Genomic DNA, 14,529 nt, shown 5'->3' on the forward strand with positions numbered 1-14,529 from the left:
GGTAGCAGTGCTCAACTTTTAAAGAGAGACGTGATTTATGAAGAGAGACGACAATCCAACTAAGACATTCCACTCTCAAAAGCCATTACTCTTTATCACTGGAGCTTTAACCATTGCGGTTATCGTAATGGCAGTGCAACTTGTGTTCTTAACTTTACAAGTTGCAGATCAAAAAGAGTCACTGAACAACTCTTCAAGTGCAACTGATGTACGTAGCCTGCAGACCAAGGTAACCAATCTTAACAACACCTTGATTGAGTACTATCGCGAGCTTGAAGGCGTGCGTAACAACTTAAACCGTGTATCTGCTGAATTCCATGGCGTACAGGGCGTAGTTGGCAAGACCGATCAGGACTACAGATTCCTGCAGCAAGAGCTGAACAACTTTGATAATCGTATTGCAGTGCTCGAGCGTAATAACGAAAACACTCGTTACATCCTGCAAAGTATCGAACGCACCTTGCAAAGTGGTCGCTAAGCAAACATAGCCACAAGCGCATCGCTTCTAGCACTAATTGCAATTACACCTATTTTCATCAAACAAGCCTGCCTCGTGCAGGCTTGTTTGCTTTTAGCATCGTGCAGGCTTGCTTTTAGCCTCGTGCAGGATTGTTTCTTTTAGCCCAACCCAAAATCATCACTTTCCACAGCATCAACCACATAAACAACTAAAATTGTACTGCTGTTAACTGCTCCAAAAGTACTAAGCCAAAAGTATCGTACAAACAAGCCTTAATACCCGCCAGATAATAAGCGCATCCTCTAGCGCTCAACAACACCAATCACTGCCAAAGGCTGCATGCAAGCCGTAGTACATCATAAACAGTTAGCCAAAGCTAACCAGTGGTATACAAAAAAGCAAACTAAGGCGATAGTACGATGCTAAAAAGGATGCTTGTCAAAGGAAATGGAGCTTTGAATGAGCCGATGAGGCCTAAAGGAGAGTGTTGCAGTGAGCTTTTTACAGGGCCCAGAAACAACAAAACACCCTGATGGGTGTTGGAGAAGTGGTAGCTATGACTGGAATTGAACCAGTGACCTCAGCATTATGAGTGCCGCGCTCTAACCAACTGAGCTACATAGCCACTTAGTGGCAGGGGTACAAGGATTCGAACCTTGGAAATGGCGGAATCAGAATCCGCTGCCTTACCGCTTGGCTATACCCCTACGATAAAAAAAACTCAATTAGTGGCAGGGGTACCTGGGCTCGAACCAGGGCGTGACGGGATCAAAACCCGTTGCCTTACCACTTGGCTATACCCCTAAACACTTGAGTTTGTCGTCAAAGACAACGGCGCTCATTATATCTGATAGTTTAAGCCTGTCAATAGCTTTTAAACAGAATTTTACATTTCTATCATCTTGCAACCATCACTCCCTATATCAAAGGCTTGTATAAGCCAAAATACAGACAGCTTTGAATGTGAGTTTTAGACAGCACACACTTAGACTTAAGCAAAACAATCATAGCTCTTAGGCCATCACCTTACTTTAGTCTAGTGTGTATAGATTGTTCTTTTGTGGTGCTAAATAAGACCTCAGCGTACAAGATAATTGCTTAACAGACAGTTACCTTAATGTAGTCACGGGCATAAAAGTAAAAAGGCTCAAACTAGCTTGTAGTTGAGCCTTGTGCATGGAACCTCATGTTCGATACATGAGGAACTTTAACGTGTGGCAGCTTGTTAGTTGATGCGATTGCCCTCAAAATCAAGCTTGAATGGCTTGCCTTGCTCACTTGTATAGTCGCTGATAGTTTCAAACGAGTCCCAGCCCATATCTTGAGGTAGGCCCATAGAGTCGATGATGTCGAATTCCAAGCCTTCATCTTCGGTAAACTCGTTAAAGTGGGTGTAGCACTTTTGCATCTGCTCAGCAAAGAACACTTCGTAGCCTTTAGCGCTGTACTGAGGGTTATATTGCATATTCAAAACTGTGAGCATGTAGGTCTTATAAGAGAGCGTATCGATGCCCAATTTGCGATTTGAAACGCCGTATTTCATGAAGATAGCAGGCATCTCGTCTAAAAGAAGCTCTTGCAAATTGAGGCGCTCATTCCCCTCTACGCCCATGGTCTTATAGCCATGTTGAGATAGCATAAAGACATTGCCAAATGCACTGCGCATATAGTGCACGCCGGCAATGCAGGCCTTTTGATCAGAAAATTGGGTTGGAAAATCTTCAACTTGCTCAAGCTCTTCAGGGCTTATATGTGGAGCTGCCCAGCTTGGTGCTGAAAATGAACAGACTGCGCTAATCACAGCACCTAAAATCAGTTTTCTCATACAAACCTCTCTGATCTAAACCAGCATTGCGCAAAATGAGTCCTATATCCATGCCCATTAATGTACATGGCCGTTTTGATTGTTTACGATAAAGCCAAGAAGCTTATATTTATCGCATGTGCTCTATCGAAAATATCCTAGCGCTTGTCGTCTATGCTATTTATAAGTCACACGTAGATTATATAGAAACCTGTACATACCTTTTCTGTCACGAATCCCATTTCCCTAAGTCAATACTATCTATAAGCCATTATGATCTACAAATAAGCAAAGAGAATGACTATACGAGCTCTTATCGAGCTCGCCCTATGCTGTCCAACAATGCAATCTAATCTGTCGTACACTTTAGAGCAATTTAGCTTATGATAGATGTGGTACTCTTTGCCTAATTAACTAGGTAGAACTAAACGTCCTTAGTTGAAGGATTAATGGATTGAACCATGTTCTTAGCTAAATATTCCCGCTCATTAATTTCAAAGCCACAAACATCTGTGTGCGTAATTTCAAGCGCATTAGCTTTATTACTCAGTGCTTGCTCAGCATCTAATGATGAGAGTAATGCTAAGGCAAGTGCAACATCCTCATCGCAAGCAGACAATCGCATTGTCTACATGATCCCTGACTACAGTGGTAAGTCATGGGGAGCTCAGGATGAAGATGAGTACCTAAATGCGCTGCAGAAAACTGACTTAGTGTTTGATGAGGACAAAGTTCAACTCATTAACATTCAAGGTGCAGCCCCAAGCCGCATTGTGCTGTACAAGCAAATAGCACCACTCACGGAGTCTCAAGATCAGCAAGCTGATCAAAATGATGCTCAAGTCGATACACAGTCAACTGATGGCAAAGACAATGTAGCAGCTCCTGCACAAGATAATAATGAGTCACCACAACCAACTGATTCTGATGATAAATCCGCCGCTCAAGAGGCTGCTAATGTAGCCTCTGCGCAAGATTCTGCTAATGTAGCCTCCGATCAAGAGGCTGCTAATGTAGCCTCTGCGCAAGATTCTCTAGCAGAGCCATTATCCTTAGTTGAGGTTGCTACTTTAGCAGGTGCAGATTCGACTAGCGCCACCTTAGAAACACCTGCTGATAAGGTAGTGCGTGTCTCATCTATCCGTGACACCCAAAATCATTGGCAAAAGTCCTCTAAACCTTGCTACAACTGCACTAATCCAACTGAATACGATCCTTACTATTACGAGCCTTTCTACAAAAAGTTCCCAACTCCTGGCGTCGATAAGAAGTAGCCACTTAATCCTAAAAAAAACGACTACCACTCTCGTTGTAGCCACGTCCTTGCCAAGCCCCCTTCCTTGCGCTCCTTAGCAAACATCCTCATTGCCATGCCTGCATAATGTCATGGCCAAATCATTACGCCCAATCAACACTAAAAGCATTCAAGTCACTCAGTCCCAACACCATTCTGGCCATTCAAAGCAAAATAATTACGGCCATGCAGCCAAAATCATTAAGCCCATGCATGTAACGCAATGGGAGTTCCAGTCTTTTATATCTGAGATCATGCTCTGTTTCGATCTTAAAAAACGTAACCTCGACAGCGCCAAAAGAGCATATTTTCTTTTGGGACGCGATCGTGCTGCTCTGTGGTGATTTTTCTGGGCGTAAAAAAGGGCAGTGTCATAAGACGCTGCCCTGTTTGGTTTGTTAAGTAATAATCGTTGCTACTTACGTGGTTGTACGTACTGAACACCAGGATCAACTGGCCAACCAGGAGTGCCTGGCATTATCGGATGCTGAGGCTCATGCATACCAGGTGGTGGCGCATAGCTTGGGCCTGAAGATGAAGGTGGCCTACCAGGGTAATGTGGCGGCCAGCCTGCTGGAGGTTGCCATCCTGGTGGTGGTTGCCATCCTGGAGGTGGTCTCCAGCCTGGGTGATTAGGAGGCCAGCCTGGAGGTGGATTAGCTCCTGTTGGAGGCACCCAACCTGGTGGAGGCTGCCAACCAGGTGGTGGATAACCACCTTCCCAACCTGGAGGTAATTGACCATGGCTACCAATGTAGTCGTATAAGTAAATATCGTAGTTCACATCATACTGATTTGGATTTTCGACGGTCACTACATTACCGTACTGATCTGTATATGTATAAACACTTGGTGGATTGGTGTAGTTGACGTTTTGGTTGTTGGCTAACTCTTTACGATAAGCTGCCACTTCCTCAACTGTACCAACCATGGAAGGGGTATTGGTACCAAACACCTTTACTAACTGCTCACGTACTGGAGCTGAGCTTGTATCTTGAGTGCCTGGCACCTCAATAGATGAGCCTACAGCAACTAAATTGCTACCACCATGAGCCTTGCCTTGTGGCGCAGGAGCTTGAGCAGGTGCTTGGGCTGCTAGAGCTTGTTGTTGAGCTTGTGCCTGTTGCCCGGATGTGACAGCTTGGTTTTGAGTTGCAGCTTGTGACTGTGTTAGGGTTGTGACAGTACCTTTAAATGGCCCATGATCTGGAACACTTTGAGCTGAGGCGATCACGGCGGCATTTACTGAGGCTGTAGCTGCAGCTGCATTGGTTGCGGCTGTAACGATACTCGATGGGTATGAGGTGACACGATTTCTCTCAGGATCCCAAGCAGTACCTACCTTAGCTTGCTTATAAGCTGGCTTTTCAGGCAGCATTGGTTTAGCTACATACTGATACTCAGAGGCAGTCTTATTAGTACCGTAGCTTTTGACCCTGTCTTTTGATCTATCTTTTAAGCGCTTGTCAGCCTTGTCATCGTACGGAGCGTTGTAATGCTCCTTAACTGCTGCAATAGCCTTAGAGACATTCTCAGCATCAGCGCGATCTTTTGATCTCTTCTTGGCACTCTCATCAGCTTTCTTTGGTTCAGCAGCGGCTGCAACTACAGCATTATCTTCGCTCTTAGCTTTTGCATCTGCAGAGATCATATCTTTTGCATCTGCAGTGCTCTTAGCATCAGCTTTAGTCTGGCTCTGCTCTTGACTTGCTGCCGTGGAGTTTTGCATGGCAATCTCAGCTGCACGAGCACGAGCTTGCTCAGCTAAAGCAGCATTAGCTTTAGCTTGTGCCTCGTTAGCTTCTTGTTGAGCTTTGGCTGCTTCTTGAGCTTTCTTTTGAGCCTCTTCTTGAGCCTGAGCTACAGCAATGGAGCGTCTTGCTTTCTCAACGGGGGTATTGGCCTCTTTAGCAGCCACCATAGCGCTAGCAGAGTCAATCACAGCACCATTTTGCTCACCAATCGAAATGTTCTTGGCAGGCTCTAAAACGACCTCATCACCAAGCGGCAAAATAGGAGCATCAGCAGGCAAGTCTGTCCAATCAGCTTTAGCAGGCGCTACAGCACCTTGTGACTTGTTGGTGATAGTTATATTGCTAGATTGCTGGGCTTGAGCCTGAGCGATGGCTTCTCGTGCGGCATCACCCTCTAAGAGCTCTTTAGTAATAGGATCTATAACGGGATCATCGCCTGCGTAAATAGACACGTTATTAGCAGTACTTGCATGCACTGTAGCAAGTGTCGGCAAGGCAGTGACTAAGCACGCGCCGATGCAAATACTTAAGGTAGACTTACTTAGCAATTTAACCTCCTACTTAGGTAGAGAAAATGCCAATACAATCTTGCTTAGACACAAAATCTTTCTTACTTGTTAACGCACTCAAAGCTTGTCGTGCAAGAGTGTTGCTATCAGTAAGTGCTAAATGTATTGCAAAAGCAAAGCCTAGCTCGTCACTTGTTGATCTAGATCTAAATTAGCCCTGCTTTCACAAGGATAAAAAGTAAAAAAGGACGGCTTAACCGTCCTCTCTCATATCGCCTTAAATAGCCTCAGTGGCTATTCATTAATGTTGCTTATGTAGCTATTTGGCGTTTTGTGTTACGCCCTGAGCATTATCTTGCCCACTCTTAGCAGCTACTGTTTCACTATTAGTAACAGTTTCAACTGCAACAGCTGACTGCAGCACTGCAGGAGATCCGGCAGTATCGCTTGCAATAACGCTCGTTGTTGCCTCAGTCGGTGCTATAGCTGCACTAGCTGCAGCTGTCGCGGCTGGATTTGCAGCTGTTGCGGCCACTGCTGTTGCGGTTGGTGCTACGGCGGCTGTGGTTGCTGCGACCGCACCTGATGCTGGAGCACTTGCATCGGCGGCGGCAACGGTGGCTACATTTTGGCTAGCAACATTTAAAGTGGCATTGCTAGCGTTTTGCATGGCAGCATTGTTAACTTCTTCGAGGATACGATAGTGCTTGGCGTCGATCTTCACTTTGAACATGTTGCGGTCAACTTCACCGTAAATTTCGATGAGCTGATCTTTGTGCACATATGACCAATCGACGTCATCATCAAGTTCAACCTCAATTGACTGTCCAATTAAATCGGTGAACTCGTAGTTGTTATCGTACAGATAGCCTGTAAGACGACCTTTAATTAGCACTTCAGCCTCATCAGAAGCACCAGTTTGCACCTGATGCACTGAGGTTAAGTAAACATCAAAACCCGTAGGCATGCGCAAAGCTTCATGGTACTTATCTTTAGCTTGTGCTTGAGAAAAAGGCATAGCAAGTGAGGCAGCAAATGCTAAAGAGATTGCTGTCAATAGCACTGAACGTCTATGCATTTTGATTACACCATTGAACAAGGCCATAATCGAATCCCATCCTAGGCGGTCTTACAGCTTGGCTTAAATCTTAGTTGGACAGTTCCTAAGTTTGATCTTTGCCAATCACTCCACTGCAGCTAAAGTAGCTACAGCCCATTAACTTTTATTGTATTTGAATTTTCTTAGCTCAAAGTTAGACATAAGTATATAAAACATCTTATATGCAAGATCTGAGCTTTTAGGGGGCTAGATTCTAATCTAAGTGCCTATCAAATGCTAATTAAGTGCATCATCCATTACGCTTGAGAGCATAAAACCCCCATGCTATGCACGAGAGTAACAAGCCGTACTCTTAGAGCGTACGATACTAATAAGATAAGCTGCCCCTCTTATCAAAGCTATACAAATACGGGTGCTATATTAAGCCAAACAAATTAGCTGAACCTTAGCATAGCTAAGTTTGCAGCGCTAACTGATAGATACAAGACGTAATTAAACTATAAGAAACGATCGCATCTTGCTTGACGCGATAGCTAATTGACTAAGTTTGAATGCGTAAAACTGATTAAGATGCGCATTAGGCACATAATTGTGTGGGTTTTTCCCATAATAGCGCTATAATGTCGCGTTTTGGGATTGCATCCCTTGTTTATGCCGCTTTATACAAGCTTTGCATCATCAACCTACAGGATCTAGCAAAAGGTACACACTAATGTCCGAGATAACTGGTATCAGGATTAACACTAACGCCAAACTGCAAATGGGTACTTTCCACGTAGCAGTATGGGGTTGTCAAATGAACGTATATGATGCAGATCGTATCCGTGATTTGATGACAGCCTCTGGTTATGTGGAGAAGGCAGAGCCTGATGGTGCTGACGTTATTATTCTCGTGACCTGTGCTGTTAGAGCAAAGGCTGAGGACAAGGTATTCAATCAGATCGCAACCTGGCGTCATCGCGGTGTTACTAACGATGAGACCGTAATTGCCTTAGGCGGTTGCGTAGGCTCTGAGCTTGGTCAGCAAATTATTGAGATGAACAAGGGCGTATCTATCGTCTTTGGTCCTCGTACTGCACACCGTCTGCCTGCTATGGTGGCTGCATTTAGAGCAACTGGCGATCATATCGTTGACGTTAAGGCTGAGGCTTTAGAGAAGTTTGATGCTCTGCCTGAGCAAGGTCAGCGTGGTCCAAGCGCCTTTGTAACCATTATGGAAGGCTGCTCTAATAACTGCACTTACTGCATCGTGCCTCACACCCGTGGCGGCGAGGATTCACGTCCTGAGCAAGACATCTTAGATGAGATTGCTATCCACTTAGAGCACGGCGTTAAGGAAATCCACCTTTTAGGTCAGAACGTTAACTCTTACCGTGGCTTAAATGCCGAAGGCAAGGTGGGTCGTTTCTCATCCTTACTTTACGAAGTAGCCTCCATTCCAGGTGTTGAGCGTCTGCGCTTTACTACCTCCAACCCAATGGAGTTTACCGATGATATCGTGCAGGCCATTGCCGATCTGCCAATCATCGCTGATTCTATCCACATTCCTGTGCAGTCAGGTTCTGATCGCATCTTAAAGCTGATGAAGCGTGATTACACTTCTGACTCCTATCGTGAGTTAGTAGCTAAATTACGTAAGGCCCGTCCAAATATCTATATCTCCACCGATATCATCGTGGGCTTCCCTGGTGAGACTGATGAAGATTTTGCTGAGACCATGCGCTTAGTGAACGATATTAAGTTTGACTCCTCCTTTAGCTTTATCTACTCCAAGCGTCCAGGCACCCCAGCAGCTGACTTAGAAGACCCAGTTCCACTTGATCACAAGAGACAAAATCTCTATGTACTCCAGGCTAAGCTTGAAGAGTATGCCTCCATGTACTCTCAGCAGATGCTTGGCACCCGTCAGCGCGTTTTAGTTGAGGGTATCTCTCGTAAGAACGAGAACGAGCTCAAGGCACGTACCTCTAACAACCGTATTGCCGTATTTGAGGGCAGCCGTGACTTAGTGGGCAAGATGATTGATATCGACGTTATTAAGGTTATGAGCCACACCCTTAAGGGCCAAATCGTTAACGCCTAATAGCCATCTTTTAGATAGCTAAATCATACAAAGCCGAAGACCTTAGGGTTTTCGGCTTTGTTGTATTTATACAGCAGCAATATTACTTGCCGCATGTTGATGATGTAGCCACAGACAGTCTATGTTGGTTTATTTGCAATAGACTTAACTAGATTTTAGTGATTCTTTTGGCCTTTTGGGCTAAGATCATGCGGTACTTTGTTTAGCTATCTAGGAGCAAAAATTGACCAAAGCTAACATCGAGAAAGATGGCGACGAGCGTCGCTTTAATGTAGAGCCTGCTGATCGTCAGCGTATTGCCTATTTACTTGGCCCAGGTAATGAAAACCTGCAGCAAATTTCTCAGCGTTTAGGTGTTGAAATCTTAAATCTTGACGCTGGCTTCTGCATCAAAGGCCACGGCAAGAAAGCGATTGCAGCTGAGCGTATTATCAAACAGCTCTATCTCGAAACTGCTCCTATCGGCAAACAGCGCAAGCCTAATTTCATCACTCCTGACATGGTTAACTTAGCCATTGTTGAGAATACCCACTTAGAGGCTGATCAAGAAGATAGTCCAAATCCACTGGATTTTTACGATCAAGATACTCAGCTTGAGGCCGCTGAAAACGCCCGCACCGCCATTAAAAAGCACGTGCGTAAAGGCGAGGGTAAAGAAGATGGTGAGCGTGGTAGCGTAGGCGAGCTCTATCACAAAGCCTCATCATTAAAGACTCAGCGCGGTGTGATTAAAGCCCGTACTCCAAATCAGGCTGGCTACATTTCTCAAATCATTAGCCATGATGTGAGCTTTGGTATTGGACCTGCCGGCACTGGTAAGACCTTCCTTGCAGTAGCTGCTGCGGTGGATGCACTGACCCGTAATGAAGTACGTCGCATTATCTTAACCCGCCCTGCAGTTGAGGCTGGTGAAAAGTTAGGCTTCCTCCCTGGTGATTTATCTCAAAAGGTTGACCCATACTTACGTCCTCTGTACGACGCCCTTTTTGAAATGCTCGGCTTTGAAAAGGTCGAAAAGCTCATTGAGCGTCAGGTAATTGAAATTGCTCCATTAGCCTATATGCGTGGTCGTACTCTCAACGACAGCTTTATCATTTTAGATGAGGCACAGAACACCACCATCGAGCAGATGAAGATGTTCTTAACTCGTATTGGCTTTAACTCCAAGGCAGTTATCACAGGCGATCCATCTCAGATCGACTTACCAAAGAATGTACGCTCCGGTCTGCGTCATGCTATGGAAGTGCTCTCTAAGGTTGATGCCATCTCCTTTACTTACTTCATCTCTGATGACGTGGTTCGTCACCCAGTGGTTGCAGCCATTGTTAATGCCTACGATGCTTGGGACAAAAAGGAACATGAGCGTGAAGAGCGCGAAAAGTCAGAGCGTCCACCACGCTTTGAGCGTCGCTATGGACCACGCCGCTATGATGATCGCTTAGAAAAGCACATCGACGCTGAATACCAAATCCCAGGTGATGAAGGTGAGACTAATAGCAATGGCGATCAGCAAGCTGACCCATCAAGCGTTCATGGCGTAAGCTTTGCGGCTACCGATGAGTTTGAGCGTACCTTAAAAGAAGATATGGACTCTTTAGAGCGCGAACATAGCAAGGCACAAAAGGCATTCTCAACTGGTCTATCTTTTGACAAAGCCATCGATGATCTCATGGACGAAGATAATGAGCCATCCAAGGCTGCCAAGTCCACTTTAGCTAAAGAAGATATCTAATTGCTAAAGCAATTACCAAAGTAATTGCGCTCTATCACCATCTATTTAGAGGCATCAGCATATGTATGAGCTGATGCTTAATACATTAAGGCTCTGTAATGGAGCCTTTTGCTTATATGGCAAAGGATCATGTATGCAACAGATCAATATCGATTTACAAATTGCCGTTGAAGACACTGCGCTCATACCTGCACTTGAAGACATGCAAAAGTGGGCACGCGCTGCTTTTGATTATGTAGGTTTTGCTAAAGACTGTGCTTTTTCTGCACGCTTTGTAACTAACGATGAGATCCAAACTCTCAATCGTGAATACCGTCAGATGGATAAGCCTACTAACATCCTCTCTTTTCCATACGAAGAGCCTGAAGAGCTTGCTACTCTGCCAGAGGAGGTCTTAGCTGAGCTTAATGCTACAGCCCAAGAAGAAGGCGATGAGAATATGGGCACCTATCTTGGCGATCTTGTCATATCCATGGCAGTGCTAACTAAAGAAGCGCAAGAGCAAGACAAGAGCTTAACTGAGCATGCTGCCCATCTTATCATTCATGGTTGCCTCCACTTACTTGGCTACGACCACATTACCGATGAAGAAGCCGAAGAGATGGAAGGCATCGAGATTAAAGTGCTTGAAAAACTTGGCTATGCCAATCCATATGCTGCAGATGAAGACTAAAGAGAACTCATCTTCATACAGCACCTCATCTAACTATCCGTTCGCTCATTGAACGTTAGCTCATTGAACGCTATCTCTTTGCACGCGCCGCTAATCACTAGAGAGCATAGCATTTGTGTAAATTTGTAAGCACTTTGCCTAACTTCACATGAAGCTAAACTATGTGCGCTAAGATAGCTTAAGGTGATCATGTGCTGCCTAAAGTTGTGCAAATCAAGAGAATTGGTCATTTGTGGCAATTTAATTGGCAAGTTTTTGCGGGCTCTTTCACGCTAAAACATAGTTTGCGCCAATCTAAAGTAACTCTAGGCTATAATGACATCATGTTTTTGAGTACAGGAGTTTGAAAACTTTCTTATGGGATCTGAATCTGAAATTCCGCAACACATGTCATTTCTCTCACGTACACGTGAGCGTCTCATGCGTGCCGTCTTAAAACGCGGACTCCCATCCAACCAAAGTGAGCTTGCTAAGGTTATTGAGCAGGCTAGCCAGGATGACATCATTAACGAAGAAACTGAGGATATGATTCGCGGAGTCTTCGATATCACACAGCGTCGTGTGGCTGATGTAATGATCCCACGCTCTCAGATCAGAGACATTGATAGTGAGTGCACTATTGGTGAGGCTATCAAGATTGTAATTAAGTATGGCCACTCCCGTTATCCTGTATCTTTTGAAGATAAGGATCATATTCAGGGCATCTTAATGGCAAAAGATCTGCTCCCTATGGCAGATCAGTGCGACAAGAAGATCAGCGACTTTCCAAATCTCTTAAGAAAGCCAGTGATTGTTCCGGAGAGCAAGCACGTTAATCGCATGCTCAAGGACTTTCAGAAAAACCGCTTCCACATGGCTATTGTGGTCGACGAGTACGGTGGTGTATGCGGTCTTATCACTATTGAAGACATCATTGAGCTCATCGTCGGTGAAATCAACGACGAGTACGAGACTGAAGTTGAGGGTACTAACATCACCAAGAGCGGTGAGAATACCTACATCGTAGCTGGCTGCACTCCAGTTGAAGAGTTTGAAGAATACTTTAAGACTACCTTCCCTGATATTGATGTAGATACTGTTGCAGGCCTTGCACTGCACTACCTTGGCCACATCCCACAAAAGGATGAGCAAGTAAGCTTCAACGAGTTTACCTTCAAGGTTCTCGACACCAAACTCCATCAAATTAACACCCTGCAGGTTACTGTAGCGGCCAAAGAAGACGAATAATTAACGTCCTCTTCTTGGCAAGCACCTCTTGCCTCCATGCTACTTACCATGTGTAAGTAGCATGCTCATCCCTTAGCCGAGATATAAGCTACTCCCACAGCAAAGATCTTAGCTACTTCCCCCTGCTCGTGCGCATTGTTACTTGCTATTTAGCACTATTGATCGCTATTAGCATTCATGGATTTTAATGATCTACCTTTCATACTTTCTAATGAGCTAGCCGGGAGTGTCCAGCCTTTTGCCAGCATTTGAAATGCACTCTCTATTGCCCTAACACGGCTTAAGCGCTCATCCCATTATCTTTATTTTTCGTGAAAGCATTTGCTGAGGCATGAGCTAACAGTGAGTAAATCATGCCCCTTTAGCGAGCTTTTGCAAAAATCTCAGTCCCTTATTCGGTGCGTTATCTAAACACACCTCTTGCTCAGGGCTAATATTTTCCTATTGTTTTTGTGCCATAGGTTATTTTGAGCCGATATTGGTACTTTTGAGCGAATTGTTGGCATATTTAAGCCGTTGCCACTATTGAATAGTGCATGATTGATGTACGCGCCTTTTCACTCAATTTTGGGTGATTTGAATGATTAGAATAATTTTTACATAGCACAGTGTTTCCTAGATATACAAGTAGCGCCCAGCAATAAAGCAAGGGCGCATCTTAAGGCTTACTTTTAGTGCTGCATAAAGGGCTGCTATTTTTCTTTGGTAAAGTTTCTCACAAATGACGGGCTCAATGATTGAGTTAAGCATCAAGCACTTTTAGCAATGTAAGCATGCAATCCGTCACTCCATTCCCCACACATAAATTAGGTGCTCGACACCTTTTGGAGATTTTATTATGGCTTTTACCGTTAGAACAAACGCTCCTTTCCGTGCTGATGTAGTTGGCTCATTCTTACGTCCTGACGTGCTGCATAATGCACGCAAACTTCACGCAGGTGGTCTATTGGACGACGCTGGTTTAAAGAAAGTTGAGGACGAGTGCATTAGCGACCTTGTCAAAAAGCAAGTTGCTCATGGTCTTAAAGTCATTACCGATGGTGAGTTTCGTCGCAGCTGGTGGCACCTGGATTTTATGTGGGGATTGACGGGTGTTGAGAAGGCCTCTAGAGAACGTGGTTACGGCTTTGTGGGTATTGATACTCGTGCCGAGACTGCAGTTATCACCGGCAAAATCTCTGGTGAAAATCACCCTTTTGTCGAGCACTTTAAGTTTGTTAAGCAATTTGAATCCTTAGCAGATGGTTTAGTTGCAAGACAAACCATTCCTGCCCCTGCTCAGACTTTGGCTACTTTCCTTAATGTACGCAACACTGAACTTAAGACTAATTGGCGCGACTTCTACGCAAGTGAAGAGGCACTAATCGAAGACATTGGCGCAGCCTATCGCACTGTAATTAAAGATCTCTATGCAGCAGGCTGTCGCTCAGTGCAAATTGATGATTGTACTTGGCCAGTACTGTGCGATGAAGAACTCGTAAAAAACAGCGGTCTAGATGTAGATCATTTGGCATCACTCTACCTCAAGGCCAATAATGCTGCACTACAAGACAAGCCTGAAGATCTCAGAATTTGTACTCACATTTGCCGTGGTAATTACCGCTCTCATTACTTCTCAAAGGGCTCATACGATCGCGTAGCCAATGTAGTGTTTGCTCATGAGAACGTCGATGCTTTCTACCTTGAGTATGATGATGAGCGCTCTGGTACCTTTGAGGCATTACAGCTCATTCCAAAGAACAAGCAAGTAGTCTTAGGTGTCATTACCTCTAAGCGCCCTGAGCTTGAAGATGAGGCTTTCTTAGAGCAGCGTATTGCCAAAGCAGCTGAGTACTTCCCACTTGATAACTTATGCCTCTCACCTCAATGCGGTTTTGCCTCTACTGAAGAGGGCAATTCCCTTACCGAAGATGAGCAATGGGCTAAGGTTGAC

The 14,529-nt window shown here is 44.8% G+C and carries 9 protein-coding genes, 3 tRNA genes and 1 pseudogene; 7 read left to right on the top strand and 6 right to left on the bottom strand.

The window, feature by feature from the left end:
• Positions 1-37: 37 nt before the first annotated feature.
• Complete coding sequence (locus RDO37_RS08905; RefSeq protein WP_303075135.1) at positions 38-478, top strand: hypothetical protein; 441 nt, start codon at positions 38-40, stop codon at positions 476-478.
• 530 nt (positions 479-1,008) lie between these two features.
• On the opposite strand, the gene RDO37_RS08910 is transcribed toward RDO37_RS08905, so the two are convergent.
• The 4 genes from RDO37_RS08910 to RDO37_RS08925 form a co-directional block, all read right to left on the bottom strand.
• Positions 1,009-1,085 (bottom strand) — tRNA-Met (locus RDO37_RS08910).
• Between the two features lie 6 nt (positions 1,086-1,091).
• Positions 1,092-1,167, bottom strand: a tRNA-Gln gene (locus RDO37_RS08915).
• A 22-nt stretch (positions 1,168-1,189) separates the two neighbouring features.
• A tRNA-Gln gene (locus RDO37_RS08920) sits at positions 1,190-1,264 on the bottom strand.
• Between the two features lie 421 nt (positions 1,265-1,685).
• Positions 1,686-2,285 carry a hypothetical protein gene (locus RDO37_RS08925; RefSeq protein WP_308498829.1) on the bottom strand — a complete coding sequence of 200 codons (600 nt, stop codon included), beginning with the start codon at positions 2,283-2,285 and terminating at the stop codon, positions 1,686-1,688.
• Positions 2,286-2,725: 440 nt separating this feature from the next.
• Between RDO37_RS08925 and RDO37_RS08930 the strand changes: the two genes are divergently transcribed.
• Entirely contained in the window at positions 2,726-3,538 is an 813-nt protein-coding gene (locus RDO37_RS08930; protein WP_308498830.1) for a hypothetical protein, read from the top strand.
• Between the two features lie 435 nt (positions 3,539-3,973).
• Here the strand turns inward: RDO37_RS08930 and RDO37_RS08935 are convergent, their stop codons facing one another.
• Both RDO37_RS08935 and RDO37_RS08940 read right to left on the bottom strand, forming a co-directional pair.
• A complete protein-coding gene (locus RDO37_RS08935) occupies positions 3,974-5,860 on the bottom strand; it encodes a hypothetical protein (protein ID WP_308498831.1) in 1,887 nt (628 codons plus the stop codon).
• Between the two features lie 280 nt (positions 5,861-6,140).
• Positions 6,141-6,926: a NirD/YgiW/YdeI family stress tolerance protein gene (locus RDO37_RS08940; protein ID WP_308498832.1), complete on the bottom strand. Its 786-nt coding sequence runs from the start codon at positions 6,924-6,926 to the stop codon at positions 6,141-6,143.
• Between the two features lie 667 nt (positions 6,927-7,593).
• Between RDO37_RS08940 and miaB the strand changes: the two genes are divergently transcribed.
• The 5 genes and pseudogenes from miaB to RDO37_RS08965 all read left to right on the top strand — a co-directional run.
• The gene (miaB, locus tag RDO37_RS08945; RefSeq protein WP_245580458.1) at positions 7,594-8,964 is read left to right on the top strand and encodes a tRNA (N6-isopentenyl adenosine(37)-C2)-methylthiotransferase MiaB; all 1,371 of its coding nucleotides are present in this window, start codon (positions 7,594-7,596) and stop codon (positions 8,962-8,964) included.
• 682 nt (positions 8,965-9,646) lie between these two features.
• A pseudogene (locus RDO37_RS08950) lies at positions 9,647-10,354 on the top strand (PhoH family protein); the annotation flags it as partial.
• 475 nt (positions 10,355-10,829) lie between these two features.
• Positions 10,830-11,369: an rRNA maturation RNase YbeY gene (gene ybeY / locus RDO37_RS08955; RefSeq protein WP_308498833.1), complete on the top strand. Its 540-nt coding sequence runs from the start codon at positions 10,830-10,832 to the stop codon at positions 11,367-11,369.
• 357 nt (positions 11,370-11,726) lie between these two features.
• Positions 11,727-12,596 (top strand): HlyC/CorC family transporter, encoded by an 870-nt coding sequence (locus RDO37_RS08960; RefSeq protein WP_303074487.1) that lies wholly within the window; start codon positions 11,727-11,729, stop codon positions 12,594-12,596.
• An 838-nt stretch (positions 12,597-13,434) separates the two neighbouring features.
• On the top strand, positions 13,435-14,529 hold a 1,095-nt coding region (locus RDO37_RS08965), incomplete at its 3' end, for a 5-methyltetrahydropteroyltriglutamate--homocysteine S-methyltransferase (RefSeq protein WP_308498834.1).

This window comes from uncultured Anaerobiospirillum sp. (assembly GCF_902485895.1).
Classification (GTDB): Bacteria; Pseudomonadota; Gammaproteobacteria; order Enterobacterales; family Succinivibrionaceae; genus Anaerobiospirillum; species Anaerobiospirillum succiniciproducens.

Coding starts and splice junctions, on each gene's coding strand:
- RDO37_RS08930 (WP_308498830.1), top strand. CDS start 2,726: ATGTTCTTAGCTAAATATTCCCGCTCATTAATTTCAAAGCCACAAACA.
- RDO37_RS08940 (WP_308498832.1), bottom strand. CDS start 6,926: ATGGCCTTGTTCAATGGTGTAATCAAAATGCATAGACGTTCAGTGCTA.
- miaB (WP_245580458.1), top strand. CDS start 7,594: ATGTCCGAGATAACTGGTATCAGGATTAACACTAACGCCAAACTGCAA.
- RDO37_RS08905 (WP_303075135.1), top strand. CDS start 38: ATGAAGAGAGACGACAATCCAACTAAGACATTCCACTCTCAAAAGCCA.
- RDO37_RS08960 (WP_303074487.1), top strand. CDS start 11,727: ATGGGATCTGAATCTGAAATTCCGCAACACATGTCATTTCTCTCACGT.
- ybeY (WP_308498833.1), top strand. CDS start 10,830: ATGCAACAGATCAATATCGATTTACAAATTGCCGTTGAAGACACTGCG.
- RDO37_RS08925 (WP_308498829.1), bottom strand. CDS start 2,285: ATGAGAAAACTGATTTTAGGTGCTGTGATTAGCGCAGTCTGTTCATTT.